This is a genomic window from Brucepastera parasyntrophica, from assembly GCF_022376835.1.
Taxonomy (GTDB): domain Bacteria; phylum Spirochaetota; class Spirochaetia; order Treponematales; family Treponemataceae; genus Brucepastera; species Brucepastera parasyntrophica.
This window is the reverse complement of record NZ_CP084606.1, coordinates 1514941-1536849: the sequence shown is the minus strand read 5'-3', so window position 1 is coordinate 1536849 and position 21909 is coordinate 1514941. Positions and strand designations below refer to the sequence as shown.

The window sequence follows — 21909 nt, the reverse complement described above, 5'->3', positions numbered from 1 at the left end:
CGACGGATGTTTTCGGCAGTACTTTTCTGATTGAATAAATTATTGATGTCTCAAGCTTATACTGATTGGAGAACACTAATGAATCAAAATGTTTTTAATGATTCAGGTTCGGTAACAGATCTATTTGAAACATTAAGAGATAAATCTATTCTCAGGTTCAAGTCAATTCATGAGATAATAGATTATAAGAGAAATTATCATAGTGAAATTGAGAGTATTAAAAATAAAAAAACAATTGAAATTATTGAGGAAATAGAGAATTTAAACAATGAAAGTAAGACCCTTCAAGATGAATATAATAAACAAAAAATAGAACAACATACTCTTATCCTAGATCAGATTGGAGAATTAAATTCAATACTTAAAAGTACGCATAATAATTTATTTTCTAAGATCCGAAAATATTTCACAAAGAAAAAATTAACCTATTTAGAATCAAGCATTAATAAAATAGTTAAAGAAGCAATAAAAAAATATTCGGATAAGATTAAAGAGTGCGAAGGTAGAATTGTATATTTAACAAATAACCAAAATGACGAAATACATCAAAGATCAAAGCCTCTTATAGAAGAAGTTGAATATACCGTTACTGAATTAGACAATCTTGCCCCTTTGATTTATGGAAGTATTGGTGAAATAAAAGCTATTAACGTAATGCAAAGATTACCAGATCAATACTATATTATTAATGACTTCCGTAAATCTTTCTACCCACCACTATTCAATAGAAGGGAGAATGACAAAATATTCTCGATTCAGTTAGACCATATAGTAATTGGCCCTACTGGAATATATGTCATCGAAACAAAGTATTGGAGTCAAAAATCAATAGAAAATAGGGATTTATTTTCTCCAATTAAACAATTAAAGCGTGGTAGTTTTGCGTTATTTGTTATTCTAAATAATATTATTCGAGAAGAGGAACCAGCAGTATTTTCAAATAATTGGGGAGAAACAAAATTATCTGTATCAAATATATTATTAATGATGAATTCAACGACAAGCGAACAATTTCAATTTGTAAAAATATTAACGGAATCAAACTTCATAAACTATATTATTAAACGACCAATAGTCCTTAATGATCGTCAAATAAAATTTCTTGTTAATAGAATAACATAGTACCGCACTGCACATAACAGCGTGTATCCGCGGACGCGTCTTTGGCGCTGGCTTCCGTTCGTCTAGGTCAGCTTGCGCTTCCCACGCCTCACTCCGGCACATTGGATAGCAGCGGCCTTGCTTCGCAAGTCCTTATTAGCTGCTGTCCAACGTCGGATACACCCGGGACGTTAGGCGCAATAAATCCTAAACGTGGTTAACAAAATATTAAGCAGCAATCAACGGAGAAACTTGAGACAATGATGATTTTTCAAATGAATAAAGGAGATATACATGAATCAATAGATTTATGGTATGAAAATTATCTGGATTATTATAATGAAGACAAAATGCCAAATTTTTTCCCAGGTGGAAAAGAAAGTATAGAAAATTATCTAAATGACCGAGTGAGAAATAAAAGTGCAGTTGTCCTCAAAGATAATGCTAATAATATTCTGGGTTATTTTTCTTGGCTTTATTTTAACTTTCATAACGAAAAAACAGCATTCTGCCCTATAATTGGACATTGTGGAAAAGGAATTGATAAAGAGAACATTTATTCAGCATTATACAATTATGTCTCAAAACAGTGGGTCAAGAATGATACATATAATCATCAGTGGATGATTTATTATAAAGATAGTATATTGCAGAATTTGAGTTACAATATGGGATTTGGAGCATATGTTGGAAACGCATGTCTGAGGATTGGTTCATTTGAAACTGTTAATAATCCATATAAAATAACACAAGCAACAATAAAGGAATGTGGTTTATTATATGACCTCGTTGAAGAATCACGATCTTTTTATCAAGATTCACCTATCTTTTTAAAAAGAGAAATAATTACAAAGGATGAAATAAGTGATTTAATAAAAAACGCCCCAATATTTATTGCGTGGGATAAAGATAAACCTATTGGATTTATAAACATTAATATAAATAAAAAATATGATGTTGAGGAGTTATCAATCCCGGAAACTGGTTCTATTAGTCCATTAGGAATATTTATAGATTCAAGATACCGGAATAAAGGTATAGGGAAAGCATTATTAAATAAAATAAGAAATTATTGTATTAAGAATTCAATAGAATATGTTTTTGTTACATTTGAGACTGCAAATATGTATGCAAATAGATTTTGGAATAAAAATTTTAATCCATTAATTTTGTCGGTAAGGCGAACAGTAAATAAAGATGCAAATACATAAAAACGGATTTACTGCGCCTGACAAACGCTATACGCTGCGCCCTCCCTACGGTCGGTGCTCGGGTTTCGCTACGGCTAGGTCACGTTCGTTCCCACGCCTCCGCTCAACCACATAGCCTTCGCGCCGGTTGCGCTCAGGCAACGTTGTATAGCTGTAACATTAGGCGACATAGGAACCGGGATAGATTAAACAGTAAAAAAATGTTAATATCGAATGAGAGGTTATAGTATGGATAGGCTTTTGTTATCAGTTTTAATTGGACTTGCAGCTGGAATGATTGACATCATTCCAATGATAGTAAAAAAACTAGATAGAAGGGCGACAATTTCCGCTTTCTTACAATATCTGTTTTTATCAATCATTATTCTAAACATAGATCTGCCATATGTAATCTGGTGGTTGCAAGGAGGATTAATCTCATTAGCATTTTCGTTGCCAATAGTATTAATCGTATCAATAAATGACAAAAAATCAGTTGCAATAATAACTGCAAATTCAATAATTTTAGGAACATTAATTGGAATAGCCGGACATTTTCTGTAAAAAATATATTCAAAGGGCAAATTATGTTTCATGAAATTTGTATTTACGAAGCAAAGATAGATAAACAGGACGAAATTGAACAATTAATGAAAGAAGTAAAGGAATTTTATAAAAGCCAAGATGGTGTTATTGATGTATTTTATATAAAAAGAAATCATCGTCAAAAAGACTTTAATGCCGTAAAAGCAGGGGACCCAATATTAAAATTAACCCGTTATGTTGGTAAAGTTACATATATGCTTCATCTTATAATGGATAGTCCGGAAGCACATTCAAAGTTAGGGAAAATTGGACTGGAAAAATATTATAAAAGATGGACAAAATGCTTAATAACGATGCCAAAAATATTACTTGGTGAAGAAATATAGAATAGTATAAAAATACCATCAAAAAATAAATGGTAAATATTTCTACGGCGCCTAACAGCGTGTATCCGCAGACGCACACTACGTTTGCTGGCCAGTGTTCGCCTAGGTCAGCTGCGCTTCTCACGGCTCACTCCAGCAGATTGGCCAGCAGAGGCCTTGCTTGCGCAAGTCCTTATTAGCTGCTGTCAAACGTCGGATGCACCCGGGACGTTAAGCGAAATAGTTCCTAAGCTTGGTTTGAATATATTGGATAAAATTATTGATAATAAATTTGACATGATGAAAATGATAAAGTATGAGAAACTAAAACCAATTGTGCTAAGTAAAAATGCGCGATAAGGTGAATAGTATTTATTTTTTGCATTATTAGAGGATTATTTTGAATCAGTTAATATTGGAATGCCAAAAATTTCTTGATGATTTCAAATATACGTACGCCTTTTGTGGTGGATATGCACTTGAGTTATTTACAAAAACACAAAACCGGCCTCACTCCGATATCGACATAACTGTATTTAATGAAGACAGAAAAAGCATCATCGCTTATATATTATCTAAAGGCTGGAATGTTTACGAGCCGACGCATAATCCTGATAACCTGTTGCTCATAACTGACCCAAATGATGAAAAAGTATTAAATGCTCTCTGTTTATGGGTAATTAAACCTGATAGTACGCTTGTTAATGTAAGGCGAAAACGTGGTGCAGATCAGGTTTTTAATTTTGAAATTACCAATAAAGAACAATTAAATTTTGATTTTTTCGAAATAATATTTAATACAGAAAAAGACGGGAGTTTTGTGTGTGATAAAGAGAAAAATATACTAAGGGACCTTGGGAAAGCAATTTTATATGCTGGAGATATACCATATCTTGCCCCAGAAATAATACTTTTCATAACCGCAAATCCGGCATATATTGAATCCGATTATCACAGAGAGAAAACAAACATTGATTGGAAAATCACCACACCATTTCTATCAAAAGAGAGTTTAAAATGGTTGATACATGCTCTTAAAGCTGCATACCCTGATGGAAACAGGCGGATTGATGAATTAATGATTTTGAATGAATAGATAGTTATTGTAATAAAAACTAAAAATGAAAACATATTCATAAAATCTGTAAAAAAATAGAGTACGGGGTGCTTCGCTTAACAGCGTGTGTCCGCGGGCGCTCACCTTGTTCGCTGTCCTGCGTTCGGCTAGGTCGCATTCGTTCCCACGCCTCACTTCGGAATATTGGACAGCAGCGGCCTTGCTGTTCAAGTCCTTATTAGCTGCTGTCAAACGTCTTATACACGCGAGACGGTATGTGAAATTTTTTGAACATAGTTAAAAATAGGAAACAAAAGGTATTTATCTGGTGATAAAAAAATCATTGTTAATTTGGTTATCAATTATTCCATTGGCCATTATCAATGGTGCTTTACGGCAATTAGTTATTGAACCATTGATTGGAATTAAATACGCCAATCCTATTAGTGGTTTAATTCTTTGTTGTCTTATTTTCATCGTTTCCTTTATTTTTATTCCAAAGCTAGGAAAAGGAACATCAAAAACATATTTATATATAGGACTATTATGGATTGTATTAACCATTACTTTTGAAACAGTTTTAGATTTAGTAATGGGAAACACAATTACTGAAATAATAAGCGCCTATAATATAACAACCGGAAATTTATGGTTAATGGTTGTGATTTTTATTGGATTTGCCCCTTGGATAGCGGCAAAGATTAAACGGATTATATAAATAAAAAAGGGGAAGGTCGTTCTATTTGTTCGCAGAAACACATAACGGAATGATTTCTTAAAAATGACAGTTTCATTTTATGAAAGCATAAGAAAAATCTTTTGATATTTTAATTAAAGCGGATTGTTTGTATTTATGAAAATAAAACGGCAGCCATTTTCTGTTGAGTTTATTAAACCGGATTGTGAGATTTTGTAAAAACTAAAAAAACTGATTCTGGAATATTCTATCTCGTATTTTTCGCTGTTGCCCAACGTCGAATACACCCGGGACGTTAGACGCAATATATGCTAAATTGAGTGGTAAGTTTATGATAAAATGTTAAGAAATAATAGTATAAATCGATTCAGAATATGTTTATGATTTAAGGGTAAATTCATGGATGAATATAAAATTGGCTCAATAATCTCATTCGGTGGTTATAATTGGCGTGTGCTTGACAGACAAAAAGACACAGCTTTGATTATAACCGAAGAGATAGTAGAACTACGCGCTTATCATGATGTTTATAAAGATACAACATGGGCTGACTGTGAATTAAGAAAATATCTTAACGGTGAATTTTATGATAAATTCAGCGAAACTGATAAATCAAAAATAATTTCGGTATTGAATAAAAATCCTGGTAATCCTTGGTATGGTACAAAAGGCGGGAAAGATACGAAAGATAATATATTTTTATTATCCATTGAGGATGTTGTATGTAAATATTTCGGTGATAGCAGCAAGAAACTGCAAAATCGAGGTAAAAATCAAAAATATTGGTTTCAGAGAAAAGATGAAAACAACAGCAAGCGAATATCAATATTTGATGGTTATATATGGTGGTGGTGGCTTCGGTCACCCGGCCGCGTTAATGTGAAAGCCGTATATGTCCATGGTGATGGTAACATAGGTATCCAAGGCAACAATATTTTCTTATGCAACATCACCTCTGTTTTTCATCCTTCAAACGGCGATAATAGGGGCGGCGTTCGACCCGCTTTGTGGCTGAAGCTGGACTTGTAAAATATATAATAAAAATTAGATATAGTGTACGCTCATGCTTCGCCTAACAGGACTGTTTAACGCAGCGCCGCCCAAACGTTGGATACACCCGGGACGTTAGGTGAAATACCACAAAATGTCCGAAAAAATGTTCTGACATATTGGTGAAATACAAAGTTTAATATAGGAGCTGTTATGTTGATATATATCTATATATTAAATGCCACCTTCTTGATTTTACATGAAATAGAATCTGGTTATGAAAAAGAATGGGAAATACTTAAATTGCCGGGAAAAATAACTGGATTTTTACTTTTTCATATTCCCATAATATTTGCTTTTTTCTATGGCGCGTATAGTATCATTCAATATCCACAAACAAGATTCATAGTATCAATAATAGCTGGAATATCTGGTTTTATTCCCTTTGTGATACATAAGATTATAATTAATAAAAAAGAATCTTTTAACAAACCAATTTCAAATGTAATTATCATCGGAAATATGGTTTCTGGGCTTCTGCTAATTATCATGGGAATTATTGGAATATAAATAATGTTTAAAAGATTCATAAAATATGTTGGAGATAATTTTGCACAGCCTAATGGGATTGGTGGAAAAATATCGACCAAAATAATGAATATTATGAATCAAAAACAATATAAAACGATATTAAAAATATAAATCTGGAACCAAATAATGTTATTTTAGATATTGGTTTTGGTAATGGATATTTATTAAAAAAACTATATAAGCTGAATATTCCAATAAAAATGTATGGGATAGAAGTATCAAAAGATATGTTCGATAGAGTTTTCTTAAAGAATGAGCAACTGATACGCAATCGTGATTTAAGAATATCATTGGAAAGCATCCAAGAAACGGAATTTGAATCAAATACATTTGACAGAATATACACAATAAATACGATATATTTTTGGAATGAATTGGGAAAGAGTTTTTCTGAAATAAAACGGATTTTGAAACCTGATGGTATATTCCTAAATATAATATACACAAAGGAATTTCTGGATAAAATAATATATACAAAATATGGATTTCAAAAATATACTATTGAAGAAATAGGAAAAATCACCGAAGAAAATGGAATGAGAATACTTGATATTGTAGAAATAACAAAAAAGAAATCATACTGTATAATAGCAGGAAATAAGAAATAAACGTTATAAAAGTGGTACATCACATAACAGCGTATAGTCGCGGGCGCGGCTGCCGGTGCTAGCTTCCCTTCGCCTGGGTCAGCTAGCACTCCCCATGCCACACTTTGCCGGCTCTGGTCTTGCTACGCAAGACCTTATTCGGGTTGCCAAAACGGCTGATACACCCGGAACGTTATGCGCAATGGTGACTGAATTTGTATCAACATAAAAGAATAATAAAAAACTATAGTCAAAATAATAGAATAACAATATTAAAAACAAAAAATTATGATTTCTGGAGGAACGCTCATGAATGGAATGAATGTTAATGTTGGTATAGGTCTGTTTGTTCAAAATATCGAAAAGATGGTTTCGTTTTATAGAGACATCATGGAATTTGAAGCCGACTGGGATGGTGGATTATTTGCTGAGTTTAAAACAAACAGTGGTCCGTTATCATTATTTATGTATGACCGAAAAGCTTTTGCAGAAGCAGTAGGTGTGTCCTATTACCCACCGGAGGGAATTAACCTGACAATGGAAATAGGCATTTGGCTTCCAAAATTTTCGGATGTTGACAGAGAATACGAGCGATTAACAACACTTGGAGTAAAGTCATTTACAGGTGACCCTGTAACCTTTCCGTTTGGCATACGAAATTTTTATGTTGCTGATCCTGAAGGTAATCTGCTTGAAATTGGAAGCAGAGGGCAGGGAGAATAAATTTAGGGTGTAGGCAAAATTGGCTTAATATACTACTAGTTAATAAGCATGCTCTGCACTATTTTAATGGGCGGATAACTCATTTTACAATTGCTTGAAAAATAAAATGGTAAGATACTCCACCACTACGCACCGCAGCGTGGATACGCTTCGTCACTGGGCTGCGTTTGGCTAGGTCGACTGGCGCCGCCCACGCCTCACACCGGCACATTTTGTCAGCTCTGGTCTTGCTGCGCAAGCCCTATTAGCCGCCGACAAACGGCGGATACGCCCGGGATGTTATGCGACATTGCACTTTAAATGGCTTTTAAGAAATAACCCTTGACGGCCATTATGGAAATATTCATGATTGTCATACTAATAGTTATTATATTAACTATAATATTTGCTTCAAAATATATTAGAAGAATATCTACTCCAGAATACAAAGGTTTACTTGGAGAATCAAAAGTTGCAAAAAGATTAAGAGAATTACCGGATGAAGAATACAGAGTTTTTAACAATATTTATTTAAAAATAAAAGATAGCAGCATTCAGATTGATCATATAGTCGTTTCTCTTTATGGAATATATATTATTGAGACTAAAAACTTTAGTGGATGGATTTTTGGAAGAGAAAATCAAGAATATTGGACTCAGGTAATATATAAAAATAAAGAAAAATTCAGAAATCCAATAAAGCAAAATTTAGCACATATAAAATCGTTAAAATATATACTTTCAAATTTTGAAAATATTAAATATTACTCAATTATTGTTTTTGCTGGAACAGCCGAATTAAAAAATATAGTTTCAGAGACACCTGTAATATATGATCATCAAATTGTCCGAATAATTTCGCTCTATAGAGATGAAAAAATCATTTCAAGAATGGAATTTGAAGATATTATTTCAATTATCAATGAGAATATAATACAGGAAGAAGACATAGAATCAAAACATATTCAGAATATATACGGAAAGAAGTATGAAAAAGAACAAAAGATTAATAATAAAATATGTCCGAAATGTGGCGGGGTATTAGTAATACGAGAAGGTCCTTATGGAAAGTTTTATGGATGCTCAAATTATCCAAATTGTAGATTTACATTAAATGAATAACAATACGAAGCAACGGCGCATAACAACGTGTTTACGCAACGGATAGGTCAGCTTGCGCTTCCCGTGTCTTCGCTCAACTACATTAGCTTCGCGCCCATTGTGCTCGGCAAATGTTGTAAACACCCGGAACGTTATGTGAAATTGGGGTAAGAAAACATAAAATAAAAATATTGATAGAATAATGAATTTGCACTTAAATAACTCTTAAAAAAGCAAGGAGAAAAATTAAATGGAATTTATTAATCCTCCAAAAGAATTACCCCAAAATGTAATTCATAAAACATTTTATAGCGAAGTTATTAATCATGAACTTGGTTATAATATATTTTTACCATCGGGTTATGGAAATGATGAAAAAAAATATCCTGTACATTATCACCTGCACGGATGGACTGATAATGAATCAAGTGATATATGGATATTAAATGATATCTATAAAAATAAACAGGCTATAACTGTTTTTCCAAATAATTCACCGCATATTGAAAATGATGAAAATATACCTGTTGAGAACATAATCATAAATGAGTTTATACCGTTTATTGAAAATCAATATAGGGCAGATAAAAACCAACCCAATAGATCTATTTCAGGTTTTTCCATGGGCGGCGGAATGGCGTTTTATTATGCTGTAAAATATCCCGGACTTTTTGGTTCAGTAACTGCGTGTGCAGGCACGTACCACCTTTATTATCATAAAGATTATAAAGGTGTTGGAGAGCCGCCAAGTAAAGCGGTTGAGTTGTATAATATGCTGAACGAAGAAAGATATTTTAAAGAAGATGGCATTCTGAATCTGGTCAATAAAAATAAAGAAAAAATAAAAGGTACATTGCGGATAAAAATGCATGTAGGGTCAGAGGATGTACTTTTTTGTGATAATGAGATAATGCATTTATATCTGGATTCATTGCATATTCCACATGAATACAGAATAATTGAAAAAGCCGGACATGAATTAACTAAAATAATATAGAAAGTTGAATATTGATAAAATATTCCATTTGATTAATTAATAATCATTGTGGGATATTTAAAGGATTTATCAAAATGAAAAGCAAAAGAATACAATATGAATTTTCAGCAAAAGTTTTGCACTATTCGTCATCCGGCGATATGTGTGGCTGGTATGTTGTTTTTCTTCCGAAGGAATTAGCAAAAGATATAAGAAAAAATTTTAAGTTTTTGGAAGAAGGCTGGGGGCGGATGAAAACAATAGTAAAAATCGGAAACAGTGAATGGGAAACTGCGATATGGTTTGACACAAAGCATGATACTTATTTGCTTCCTCTCAAAGCAGAAATCAGGAAAAAGGAGAAAATTGAAATTGATAAAGAGATAGAGATTATTATTTGGGTTTAACAGAATTAATGAAAGTGTTTTCCAAAAATTAATTATAGCAATAGGATTAAAAAATCTCGATGTACTATATTTTAATATATACTTAAAGAGTTAATATTAAACTACCTTTCTTGGTAAATTATCATTATGAAAATAAATATAAACTAGAATAAAAAATGAAGAATGGGGTGCTGCATATATCCGCGAGCGTCCGCTGTACTCACTGGTCTGCAAAGCTAGGCTTTGCTTAGTAGACCTCACTCAAAGTCGGATACACCCAGGACGGTTGATATAATAAAATTTGGAATTTTGAGAAAATTATTTTCTCAAAATAATCCAAGAAAAGGTTTTATAAATTTATACACATAAAACATTGGCTGCCAATGTGAAGGAGAAAAAGATGGCAAAGAAATTTTTTTGGTTTGGGATATTGGTATTTGGGCTATCAATTGTTGTTTTTGGGCAAGATACCCTTATTAATGGGACATGGGTTGATGAAAATGGTTTTATGCGCGTATTCAATAATGGCCGTTATCGATATATAACAATAACGGGTACGGCTGGTAGCACTGAAGGTAGTTATACCATAAGCGGAAATAACATAACAATAATAACAGCACGCTATGGTTCTGAGACTTTTGCTTTCAGCATAAATAATAATACACTTACACTTAATAATGAATTTGGTAAAATTATATTTACTAAAAAAGGCAGCTCAAGAATAATAGAAAAAAACCTCGTAGGAAGATGGCGATTGAGTACACATAGTACTATTATTTCAGAAAGTGATGTTACAGATAGGTATGAATTTTTTGATGATGGGACTGGTATAATGTCAAAAGGAAACAAAAATGTGTCATTTACATGGCGGCTGAGAGATGGTAATCGCTTACAGATGAATGCTGGTAGAATAATGGGAACACAAACACCTGACATTGATATATTTGATAATGGTACAACGCTTATATTTTATGAAGGGTCTGCTGGAATAATATCGTATATAAAAAACTAAACAAGGTTTTTAGATAAAATATTAGAGTGTTTTATAATGCAGCTTTAGTAGCGAGATTTTACCTCGCCTAACAGCATGTATCCGGTGAACATCAGACGAAAGGTTATGTACTTATTGTAAAAAAAATACAGTTATAGCCTTACCCTGAAAAATATGTTGTATAATCATTTCAATAATGGTTCTCTAAGTATGTACACATCAGAAATACAGGAGTTTTACTATGAAAAAAACAGCTCTTGCGGCACTTTGTATCTTTTTGTTGCTTTCTCTGTCTACCTGCACGAGTTCCGCGCCGGCAGCCCAGGACGATGCTTCTTCCGGTACGCAGCAGGTATCAGGAAGCCCTTTTTTCACCGGGGACGGCGGCAGGGGAAGCAGTATCGCTATTCTCGCGCCCAAGGCAACCGGTCTTCCCGAAAATCAGGACTATATCCCGCACTGGTGCAGGGGGAATTTGTCAGTAATTTTTCCGGGTTCTCAGCCATATCAGTTCTGGACCGCCAGCGGCTTGACGACCAGTACACCGAACTCTTGTCCGGCTACTATTCTGAAGATGCCCGGGAAGGTTGGGATTTAGGACATTTGGCCCCCACTGATTATATCATGGGCGGGAACATTACCAGAACCGGTACCGGGTACGCCCTGCAGGTCAGCATTACAAAATCCGCCGACAAAATGACCGCAGCCTCATATTCGGGAACCTTTACCTTTGCGGAACTTGACAACTTGAGCGGTGTGCGGCGGGCGTCTCTGGACCTGCTGCAAAAATTGGGCGTTACGCCAACGGACCAGGCACGGATTGAACTGACCGGGGCGGCTCCGGAAAACCACGCAAGTGCCCAGATAGCCACTGCCCGGGGTATTACCGCCCGCACCGAAGTCGCGGCGCTGAGTTACTTCATCCAGGCCGCCACCCTCGATTCCTCGCTTACCGAAGCGGCGAACCGTTCTTTGGTGATTTCCGCCAATATCTCGAGCGGAAATGTTGGTATGGATACCCGCAATGATATTGCGTGGCGCAGGGAGTGGCTTGCCCGGCTTACTGAAACCGAGGATTTTTTCCGTAGTATGATCATTGACGCTGACCCGCCGTACTCGCTGTTTTATTCTTCCGGTATAGAACGGGGGGCTATCAATTATCAAACGGAAACCACCAGTTTCAGCTTTCCCATAAACCTGCGCGCTAACTGGGTCTGGCTTAACTCGGTTGCGCGGGCGGTAAACACGGTTTATGCCGGATTAACCGCTACCGGGAAACAAAACGAGTGGGGGTTCGGAAGCTGGCCCCGGCAAAGCTTGAGCAGTCCAAACCCCTTTAGTTCGCGGTATGATCTTTCAATTGTGTTTGAACTGGTAAATGACGAAAACAAGGTCATTGGGCGGCAGACGGTCAGGTTAACGCCGTCTTATAGTTTTGTCCAAAGGAATAACGAGATTGTGAGTAATTATGATGAAAACAACTTTAATACGGTGACGTTCAATAATGTCAAGGCAGATGATATAAGTGACATGATTACCATCCGTATTGCTTCGGTGAATGGAGCCGCGCCGGAAAACGCACGGGTAAGGATAGCCGCCTTACCGGACGCTAAGTGGAAAGAATACACACAGCCAGTATTGGAAATAAAAAATGGTCTTGTGCAGGGATTTACCAGATCACATAGAAATCAAATTCAGCAATTACTTAATCTTGTAATTCCTGCCGAATTCTGGGGAGAACCAGTGACTTCCATTGGAAAAGAAGCCTTTATAAATAATCAGTTCACCTCTGTAACTATCCCCGATAGTATTAAATCTATAGGCGACAGGGCCTTTTATAATAATGTGCCTCAACGAAATGGACTTACTACAATTTCTATTGGCAGTGATGTCTTGATAGGGCATGAATCATTTATAATAAGAACTTCCGAAGGATATCCATTTAAGCCTGAACTTAATTTTAAAGGAGCCTACTATGATAACAATAGTTTAGCAGGAATCTATGCTTTTGCGCCTCTTCCTTCTATTTTGGGAGGGTTAAGCCGCTGGAATTATAGTCCCAGATAAATGCCGGAAAACAAGTGAAAAGAATACCGTATTAACACAGCTTCGTTTAAAAAAACGTATATGCGCTGCTGCGGCACTTTGGGCCTCCTCGGGTGTCGCTACGGCCTGGTCACGTTTGTTTCCAGGCCTTTCCTCAGTACATTGTGCAGTGACGGTCTTTGCCCCGCAAAGTTCTATTAATCACTGCCAAACGCCTGATGCACCCGAGATGTTAGATGCAATATACTTGCGTCCAAAATGATCGCTGTTTATGAAGATGTGATGCGGTTTCAACCGGACAGATTAAAATAAGATCTTGATAAAACTGAACTTATCTGTTATTAAGAGATAATAAAAAGGATGGTCATGATGAATAGTAAAAGAAAAATGCAGGGCATAATAGGAATTATTGCTATTGTATTATTTTCAATTATGGGATGCACAGCAAAACAGGGTGTTATCGCAGAAGAGAATTTGGAAAAAAAGAATTTGAGCGAGTTTGTCCCTATTCTTGAAGGTTATCGAAATGGTGTTTTGGCAAACCATTATGGCGAAGGGTTGCGGACGCAAATAATGACGTTTTCATTTGCTGAAGGAAACCGGGTCTATTTCTGTACAACAAATGACAAGCCATTATACACGCAGCTTCTTGTTAATCCATATGTTTCGTATTGTACATTTCCGGAAGATTTCGAACCGGTATTATCCTTGAACGGGAAAGTTGTTTTTGTTGAAGACAGAGCTCTTATAGAACAAGCTCTGGAAACTAACTATTATGCAAAAAGAAATTTCCAAAACGCTGACAATCCTCTCTTAAGGGTTTTTTACATTGATGTGGATATTATTGAAACATATAGTTTTGAAGGGGTAAGGATTTACGCCGCAGCTAAATAAATATTAATCCGCGGCAGGAAATGCCTGCGGCGTAAACAGGACGCTACGGGTCCATGTTTTCACAGTATTAATGGCTCCGCTGAGATTTTTGCTTTGTTTTTCTGATTTTTTATGAAATAACCAGGAATAGCCTTATAAGGAGAATATTAAAACAGCGGCGGGATCGGTAGAATTACCGTTGAATGCCTGCAGCTCAGTCACTTTGTTAGTTTTTGGTTAAAAATGTTGGCAGCCCGCTCATATATTGTGAATCCATCTTGACAAGGCAAAATAGAGATATCAGAATACCACCCAGAATAATATTATCTATGATAAAACCCCGGCGCAAGGATGCCGGGGTTTTTACTGTTATCAATTTTATCATAGCTATGAAACCTTACAAAGGATATGGGGGTATACAAATGAAATTGAAATTCAAACTCAGCCTTATTGTAATCGTAATTATGGTGGCGCTAGTTTTTGGAATTTCTTTTACGCTTTTACAAACAGCTTCCGGTATAAGCCTTAGGCAAAGCAAAACCGCGATCAGATATCTGACCGCAGTACAGGCGGAGCACTGGAAGGGGAGGGAAGACGCCTTCATTCGGGTATTGCGTACGGTGGCGAGCGTCATGGAGGACTATGAGACCGTTGAGCCGGAACTCAGACGGAACCGCTACGACACGCTGCTTCACGGTGTTCTTGCGGGCGAGCCTGCGATGACTTCAATATATACGGTATGGCGGGTCAACGGTGTCGACGGCATGGACCGCCAATATACAGGCAGGCAAGGTTCGTCCCCTACGGGGCAGTATGCCATACGTTATACAAAGGAAGGATCGGTAATACAAGGCGACGCAGTACCCAAGGATGAAATTGATACCGCGGTAGCTAATATGGACGGCGCGACTGCGCAGATGGATATGGTGTTTGAGCCTGTCCCCGCGAAAGTAAACGGCAAAGATACGTATCTTGTTAAAATGGCGATTCCTGTTGTCAACACCGAAACCGGACAGACGGTGGCACGGGTTGGCTGTCTCCTGTCTATAGACGCGGTGCAGCCCTCGGTGACGGAATTATTGCAAGGCCATGGGGATGAAATTGCCGCGATGTCGATCTACAGCCAGAGCGGATTTATTCTGGGCAGTTATCAGCCCGATCGGGTGGGAAAGAACCTTGCCGAGGTTGATACTATCTACGGTGAATTATATACATGCCGCGGCTGAAGCCGTGCGTGAAGGAAAGCCGTTTGAATGCAGTTCCTACGCGCCTGTCCTTGATACCAACGTGGAGATGGTAATAACTCCGTTCCAGATCGGCAATTCCTCCATGTCATGGGCGGTCATGGTCGCCGCCACGGAATCGTACATTCTTGCCGACGTAAAGGACCTTACCCGCTTTACCCTGATCGTGGCAGGAATAGCGATACTGGCTGTGGCGGTCATTATTTTCCTCGTGCTTCAGAGTATGACCAACCCGATTGTCAGGGTAACGGAAAACCTGAAAGACATAGCCGAAGGTGAAAGTGATCTGACGCGGACGCTCAACATCAATTCAAAGGACGAAGTGGGGAGCCTTGCGCATTATTTTAACCAGACACTGGAAAAAATAAAGAACCTTGTCATAACGATAGAACACCAGACGGGAGCGCTGTTTGACATCGGCAGCGAACTGTCAAGCAACATGACGGAAACTGCGGCAGCGATAAATCAGATAACAGAGAATGTCCTGAATATCAAGGGGCGGGTCACCAGCCAGAGCGCAAGTGTAACGGAAACGAACACGGCTATGGGACAGATCACGGTGAATATCGATAAGCTGAACGGTCATGTGGAAAACCAGAGCGCGAGTGTCGTGCAATCGTCATCAGCGATAGAAGAAATGCTCGCCAATATCCATTCTGTAACACAGACACTGGTAAACAACGGGGCGAATGTGAAGGAACTGATAGAATCGTCGGAAGTTGGCCGGGGCGGGCTTGAGGATGTTGTGTCGGATATTCAGGAAATAGCCCGGGAATCGGAGGGGCTGCTTGAAATCAACTCGGTAATGGAAAACATAGCAAGTCAGACAAATCTATTGTCGATGAACGCGGCCATAGAAGCGGCGCACGCCGGAGATGTGGGAAAAGGCTTTGCGGTAGTGGCGGATGAAATACGGAAACTGGCGGAGAACTCCGGGGAACAGTCAAAGACGATCAGCACAGTGCTGAAGAAGATTAAGGCTTCGATAGACAAAATAACAGCGTCCACAGACAACGTACTGAAGAAGTTCGAGCTGATCGACAGCGGTGTAAAGACGGTGGCGCAGCAGGAAGAGAACATCCGGAACGCGATGGAAGAACAGGGTCAGGGGAGCAAACAGATTCTGGAAGCGATAGCGCGGCTCAATGAGATAACACAGCAGGTGAAAGAGGGTTCGACGGAAATGTTTGATGGCAGCAAGGAAGTGATCCAGGAAAGCAAGAATCTTGAGATGATGACGAAGGAGATAAGCGGAGGAATGAATGAGATGGCGGCAGGAGCGGATCAGATAAACATAGCGGTAACCCGCGTAAATGCGATAAGTGTGAAGAACCGTGAAAACATAGAGCTGCTGGTAAAGGAAGTATCGCGGTTTAAGGTTGAATAAAACCGCCGCTCTGTGAATTCCTTTTTTTCCTGTTAAAATTCCCTTCAATAATTTGGGAGCCTCTAAAAACACAGTTGGATTTTTAGAGGTTTTCATTTGTTATATATAATCTGAATTTTGATTTTTATTCCCGTCACCTCCGATGCTGCCGGATTCGGCATCAGCCTGTACATAGAAAGAGCCGGTAAAGTGGCAGGCAATTTTTTGGGCAATACAGGAAACCGGGAAATCTTAGTTTGATTTTGTTTCAGCGCGGAGGTAAAGACTTGTCCGGATATAAGAAACATGAATCATAACAAAAACGGTCCGGTTCCGCATTTTTTAAGGTACAGACCGGAGGTTCCTTTGGGGCAGAATTAAAATTCGGGTTCCTGACAAGATTCTCCTCAATCAAATTAGAATTAAAACCAATAAGAAATAATCAAGTGATTATTGTAAAAGAAAAATCAGTAGAAATACTGACAAAAGAAACCAGGGTAAAAAACAAAATATAGAATTACTGTATGACCTGCAAAGCAGCGCTTTGCTTATTCGGCACCTCCCAATGTCCAAGAAACCTGAGACATTAAGCGAATTTTGGTCTGAATTATTGTGAAAACCCTTGCATAAGTATAAAAAGGCTTTTATAAATATGAATGAAAATAAAATTGTATTACAACCTTTGTCGGATAGCGATATAGCTATTTTCAGTAAATGGCTGGATAAAGAATATATAAAAAAATGGCTGTGTCCGAATGGAGATGGAGAAAAGAGGATTGGCTGGAAGAAATTAAGAACAGGAATGGGAAATTTAATTTTATAAAACATTTTATTGTATATTGTAATGATATACAAATTGGTTTTTGCCAGTATGAAGATTGCTATTTTTTGCAGGAAGTATATGGAGAAGTTTTTGATAAAAATCATACCTATGGAATAGGATATTTGATAGGCGAAGAAGAATATCTGAATAAAGGAATCGGAAAAATAATTGTAAAGAAACTGGAAGAAAAAATAATCGAAATAGGCGGAAAAGAATTATTTGCTGATCCTCTTTCTGAAAATATAGCATCTATAAAAACATTATTGAGCAATGGGTTTGTAAAAATAAAAGAAGGGGATTACAGGAAAAAATTATTATAGAAACTGAAAAAAGAAAAGCAAACCAAACTGAAATAGAAGGAGTTGAAATGGAAGAAGAGGCTGCGCACGAATTTGATTTTACCCTCATCAATGAATATTTTGCAGGGATGGAACGGCAGGGTCCGGGTTGTCCCGAAGAAACCATAAGGGCGTTAAGTTTTATCAGCAATCTGTCAAAGGAATCAAAAATAGCCGATTTAGGCTGCGGCTCGGGCAGTCAGACCATGGTTCTTGCGCAAAATACGGAAGGAACTATTGCTGCCCTCGACCTTTACCCGGGTTCGATTGATAGACTGAACGCAGCTGCCGGAAAACTCGGTTTGCATAACAGGGTAAAAGGTATTGTCGGTTCAATGGATAGTTTACCGTTCCGGAATGACGAACTTGATCTTATATGGTCCGAGGGCGCTATTGCCAATATCGGTTTTGAAAAAGGTCTGAATTACTGGAAGGGCTTTCTCAAAACAGGCGGTTATGTTGCCGTAACCTATGAGTCATGGTTTACCGATGAGCGTCCGACTGAAATTGAAAAGTGGTGGATTGATGCTGTTCCTGAAATTGGCACAATAGGACATAATATTTTGAAAATGCAAAAAGCAGGTTATATTCCTGTTGCCGCATTTACGCTGCCTGAAACCTGTTGGATAGATAATTATTTTATTCCGCAGAAAATGCACCAAGAGGAATTTTTGAAAGCACATGAAGGAGACAAAACTGCGGAAGCTCTTGTATCCTCTATGAGGTATGAAGAAGAGTTGTATTCAAAATATAAACAGTATTATGGATATGTGTTTTATATTGGAAAAAAATATAAATAGAATAATTGGTGTATGTCGCTTTTCCCGCAGCTTGCCGGCTTTTGTCTTTATTCGGGCAGGCAAGCTGTTGCGTACAGTGGCATCAGGCAAAATAAAAATATGAACCCTTAATAATGTCCCGCATCCATCCAGGCATTATGACGTATTGATATAATAAGAAAAATAATGTAATCTCAAAAAAGAGGTTGCGAACAGACAAAATGGAGCAGTAAAATCTTTCTAATAAATCCCTGTACTAATATTCCCCATAATTATTTTTAAGGGATACCATGACTTCCTCACAAAGTGTATTTATTGCAAATGTGAGAAGTATATATTTATTTGAAGATTCTACTTTACCAAGGAGCAAATATGTCTGTTAATAAGGAAAACAGCAAAAAACCTGCATTTTCGTTTTATACATCCGCCGATTTTGGCCGTATATATCAATTTCTGAGAAACAAAGAACAAAATGATTATCTTCCCTACGAAAGAGTCCGCTTTCAGTTTTGCCTCAGTCTGCATATTCCTTTTGTTGATAATGGATTAGAAGGAGGATTTGAGCGTACATGCGGCTTGTGGGAAGATCAGTCCGGTATTGTCTCATTGGTTTTAACGGAGGGAGCTACTCGCTGGGGAGAAGCATTTTTTCTCTTCCGCTCCGATGATGTCAAGACAGACGATTTAATCGGACGAATGTGCGATTTTGCTGAACATTTCGCCAGCAAAGTATCAGATGATCATAAGAGCAATAATTACAAACTGTGCGTTCCGAAAGATGATTTGATTTTATCCGCTTTTTTATCCAAACGCGGCTACAAAAAAACTGATGACCGTTCCCGCATAATGATTAAATCCTATCCAGCGGAGCCTGAAACACCTGTTTTACCGGATGGCTTTACAATCAGAGACGCCCGGACAGTCTCCCCATTTTATACAGCTTTGGCACACAACCATTCTTTCAGATATTATCAAGGTAATGATGGCTGTGAAAAAGGATTTGCCAAATTGCGCACAATGCCAGATTACCGGCCTGATCTTGACTTAATTCTGTTTGACTCAGAAGGACAACCCGCCGGGCTTGCAAATTTCTGGGTCAGCGAAAGATCCAAAACAGCAATCTTAGAACCTCTTGGAACAGTTTGGTGGTATAGGCGAATGGGATTAGGTAAGGCCTTGTTAATAGAAGGCATCAACCGGACACGTAAATACGGGTGTACTCAAATAATAGGCGGTGATCAGCCATTTTATTGGGATTTGGGGTTTGAACCAAAAGAAGAACATTCCTTTTGGTTTTGGTCATCAGTATAAATCGGTGAAGAATTAGTAAAGTAAAAAACCGCAAAAAACATACATACTGGCAAATTTATTTTTTGCCAGTATTTTAAAAATTAATTCTGCTTAAATAAACTCAACAAGAAAAAACAGATCAGTTGGCGTTATTAATGAATAGTGATATTATCAGTATAAATTAGTTTTAAACAGAATACCATTCGGGATTATTTTTTTAATCGGGGAGAAAAGATGAAAACAAAGTTTACAATGTATATTTTACTATTATTGATTACATCTTCAGTTTTTGCGCAGACAGAGAATTTACAGAAAAATATTGAACAGATTCTTTCCGGCAAAAAGGCAACTGTCGGGATTGCGATTTATGGAGAGGAAAGCAAGGATATTTTGAACATTAACGGAAATGCGCATTTCCCTATGCAGAGTGTTTTTAAATTTCACATAGCCTTAGCTGTATTGAACGAAGTTGATAAAGGCAATTTGAAATTAAATCAGAAAATATTTATTCCCAAAGAACAGCTTCTGCCTGATACATGGAGTCCTATCCGTGACAAATATCCAAACGGCAATTGTAAAGTGAAATTATCTGAGATAATAAAATATACAGTTGCGGACAGTGATAACAATGGCTGCGATATTTTATTAAGGCTGATTGGCGGCACAAAAACGGTGAATGATTATATTCATTCTATAGGAGTTTCCGATGTTGCGATTCAGGTTAACGAGGAAGAAATGCACCTTGACTGGGATGCCCAATTTAAAAATTGGACAACGCCTCTTGCCGCTATAGGTTTACTGGAAATTTTTTATTCGGGAAAATTACTAACAAAAGAAAGTTATAATTTTCTATGGACAATAATGGCGGAAACATCCACAGGCGGAAACCGGATTAAGGGACAGCTCCCAAAAGGAACTGTAGTCGCCCATAAAACGGGAACATCCGGCACGAGTAAAGACGGCGTAACAGCCGCGATCAATGATATTGGAATTGTGGTTTTACCAAATGGAAAACATTTTACGATAAGTGTTTTTGTTTCTGACTCGAAAGAAAATAATGCCGTAAACGAGAAAATAATATCGGATGTTTCAAAATTAGCCTGGGATTATTGTGTTCAGCGGGAAAAATAAAAACCGGAAAAGGAAATGGAATATTATTTAGGCGGTTATTATGTTATGGCATTGGTTCCGCAGGAATATGAAAACTATAAAAACAAATTGATTTGTTCATGCAGTCATTGCATTAATAAAAATCTTGTTAAATTATTTTCAGGGATTTTTTATTTGGATGAACAGGATAATAATTATGCCGTAAAATATGGTCGTAATAATAAAAATTCAAAGATGATTGAAAAATGGGTTGAGGATAATTATACAAACAGCATAAGATGGCCGGATGTATTTCTCAGAAAAGAATATGCGGAAGATTTTAATTTTTTTTTTGATTCATTTAGTGAAGTAAAAAGATTTTCTATTTACTTTGATGAAAACGAAACTAATCGGTTAATAAAATACTTCAAGCCAAAGAATAAAAGTGAAAATGAAATAGGTATTTATCAGATACTGGATAAAAAAATAAAAGAAAACAATGATGAACTATTACTCGGATACGATCTGATAGGCATGGAAATAAGCGGAGACTTTCACAGTTTTCATTGCCACAGTATTGAGGAAGAATTATCAAATAAGTTCGGGATCAGAATAAATGAATATGGGCTATTTGATGAATGTTCTGATTGGGATCCTGTTTTAAAAGCCTTAAACAATCAGGAAATAGGCTGTGAACCGGTGCCATGGTTTGTTGTAAAAGTAAAGACGTCCGCTACGGAATGATAAAAGTAACAGCAGACTATACAGTGAACCGCGCCTA

At 37.1% G+C, this 21909-nt stretch carries 23 protein-coding genes and 1 pseudogene; all 24 read left to right on the top strand.

Features of this window, described 5'->3' with window-relative positions; genetic code table 11:
- The first annotated feature begins 78 nt into the window (after positions 1–78).
- The 24 genes and pseudogenes from K7I13_RS07210 to K7I13_RS07095 all read left to right on the top strand — a co-directional run bounded on the left by K7I13_RS07210 (position 79) and on the right by K7I13_RS07095 (position 21872).
- A complete protein-coding gene (locus K7I13_RS07210; RefSeq protein ID WP_255949078.1) occupies positions 79–1122 on the top strand; it encodes a nuclease-related domain-containing protein in 1044 nt (347 codons plus the stop codon).
- Between the two features lie 254 nt (positions 1123–1376).
- Positions 1377–2312 carry a GNAT family N-acetyltransferase gene (locus tag K7I13_RS07205; RefSeq protein ID WP_255949077.1) on the top strand — a complete coding sequence of 312 codons (936 nt, stop codon included), beginning with the start codon at positions 1377–1379 and terminating at the stop codon, positions 2310–2312.
- 228 nt (positions 2313–2540) lie between these two features.
- Positions 2541–2855: a hypothetical protein gene (locus tag K7I13_RS07200; RefSeq protein WP_255949076.1), complete on the top strand. Its 315-nt coding sequence runs from the start codon at positions 2541–2543 to the stop codon at positions 2853–2855.
- Positions 2856–2878: 23 nt separating this feature from the next.
- Positions 2879–3223, top strand: a complete 345-nt coding sequence (locus tag K7I13_RS07195; RefSeq protein WP_255949075.1) for a hypothetical protein — start codon at positions 2879–2881, stop codon at positions 3221–3223.
- 379 nt (positions 3224–3602) lie between these two features.
- Entirely contained in the window at positions 3603–4298 is a 696-nt protein-coding gene (locus tag K7I13_RS07190) for a nucleotidyltransferase domain-containing protein (protein WP_255949074.1), read from the top strand.
- 289 nt (positions 4299–4587) lie between these two features.
- The gene (locus K7I13_RS07185; protein WP_255949073.1) at positions 4588–4977 is read left to right on the top strand and encodes a hypothetical protein; all 390 of its coding nucleotides are present in this window, start codon (positions 4588–4590) and stop codon (positions 4975–4977) included.
- Positions 4978–5355: 378 nt separating this feature from the next.
- Positions 5356–5985, top strand: coding sequence for a DUF6273 domain-containing protein (locus tag K7I13_RS07180; protein ID WP_255949072.1), 630 nt, complete (start codon positions 5356–5358; stop codon positions 5983–5985).
- A 174-nt stretch (positions 5986–6159) separates the two neighbouring features.
- Positions 6160–6516: a DUF6713 family protein gene (locus K7I13_RS07175; protein WP_255949070.1), complete on the top strand. Its 357-nt coding sequence runs from the start codon at positions 6160–6162 to the stop codon at positions 6514–6516.
- A gap of 119 nt (positions 6517–6635) precedes the next feature.
- Positions 6636–7145, top strand: coding sequence for a class I SAM-dependent methyltransferase (locus tag K7I13_RS07170; protein ID WP_369413732.1), 510 nt, complete (start codon positions 6636–6638; stop codon positions 7143–7145).
- 288 nt (positions 7146–7433) lie between these two features.
- On the top strand, positions 7434–7847 hold the full coding sequence (locus K7I13_RS07165; RefSeq protein ID WP_255949068.1) for a VOC family protein: 414 nt from the start codon (positions 7434–7436) through the stop codon (positions 7845–7847).
- 345 nt (positions 7848–8192) lie between these two features.
- Positions 8193–8948, top strand: coding sequence for an NERD domain-containing protein (locus tag K7I13_RS07160; RefSeq protein ID WP_255949066.1), 756 nt, complete (start codon positions 8193–8195; stop codon positions 8946–8948).
- A gap of 229 nt (positions 8949–9177) precedes the next feature.
- A complete protein-coding gene (locus tag K7I13_RS07155) occupies positions 9178–9924 on the top strand; it encodes an alpha/beta hydrolase (RefSeq protein ID WP_255949064.1) in 747 nt (248 codons plus the stop codon).
- A gap of 74 nt (positions 9925–9998) precedes the next feature.
- On the top strand, positions 9999–10310 hold the full coding sequence (locus tag K7I13_RS07150) for a DUF1905 domain-containing protein (protein ID WP_255949062.1): 312 nt from the start codon (positions 9999–10001) through the stop codon (positions 10308–10310).
- A 379-nt stretch (positions 10311–10689) separates the two neighbouring features.
- A complete protein-coding gene (locus tag K7I13_RS07145) occupies positions 10690–11301 on the top strand; it encodes a hypothetical protein (protein WP_255949060.1) in 612 nt (203 codons plus the stop codon).
- 220 nt (positions 11302–11521) lie between these two features.
- Positions 11522–11878: a hypothetical protein gene (locus tag K7I13_RS07140; RefSeq protein ID WP_255949058.1), complete on the top strand. Its 357-nt coding sequence runs from the start codon at positions 11522–11524 to the stop codon at positions 11876–11878.
- Positions 11879–11883: 5 nt separating this feature from the next.
- Entirely contained in the window at positions 11884–13347 is a 1464-nt protein-coding gene (locus K7I13_RS07135; protein WP_255949056.1) for a leucine-rich repeat protein, read from the top strand.
- Between the two features lie 348 nt (positions 13348–13695).
- Positions 13696–14220, top strand: a complete 525-nt coding sequence (locus K7I13_RS07130; protein WP_255949054.1) for a pyridoxamine 5-phosphate oxidase — start codon at positions 13696–13698, stop codon at positions 14218–14220.
- 401 nt (positions 14221–14621) lie between these two features.
- Positions 14622–15425 carry a hypothetical protein gene (locus tag K7I13_RS07125; protein WP_255949052.1) on the top strand — a complete coding sequence of 268 codons (804 nt, stop codon included), beginning with the start codon at positions 14622–14624 and terminating at the stop codon, positions 15423–15425.
- 79 nt (positions 15426–15504) lie between these two features.
- Positions 15505–16830, top strand: a pseudogene (locus K7I13_RS07120) (methyl-accepting chemotaxis protein); the annotation flags it as partial.
- A 720-nt stretch (positions 16831–17550) separates the two neighbouring features.
- Entirely contained in the window at positions 17551–17952 is a 402-nt protein-coding gene (locus K7I13_RS07115; RefSeq protein ID WP_255949050.1) for a GNAT family N-acetyltransferase, read from the top strand.
- A gap of 47 nt (positions 17953–17999) precedes the next feature.
- Entirely contained in the window at positions 18000–18770 is a 771-nt protein-coding gene (locus tag K7I13_RS07110) for a class I SAM-dependent methyltransferase (RefSeq protein WP_255949048.1), read from the top strand.
- A 351-nt stretch (positions 18771–19121) separates the two neighbouring features.
- A complete protein-coding gene (locus K7I13_RS07105; RefSeq protein WP_255949046.1) occupies positions 19122–20060 on the top strand; it encodes a GNAT family N-acetyltransferase in 939 nt (312 codons plus the stop codon).
- 213 nt (positions 20061–20273) lie between these two features.
- A complete protein-coding gene (bla, locus tag K7I13_RS07100; protein WP_255949044.1) occupies positions 20274–21170 on the top strand; it encodes a class A beta-lactamase, subclass A2 in 897 nt (298 codons plus the stop codon).
- A gap of 15 nt (positions 21171–21185) precedes the next feature.
- A complete protein-coding gene (locus K7I13_RS07095) occupies positions 21186–21872 on the top strand; it encodes a hypothetical protein (RefSeq protein ID WP_255949042.1) in 687 nt (228 codons plus the stop codon).
- Positions 21873–21909 lie beyond the last annotated feature (37 nt).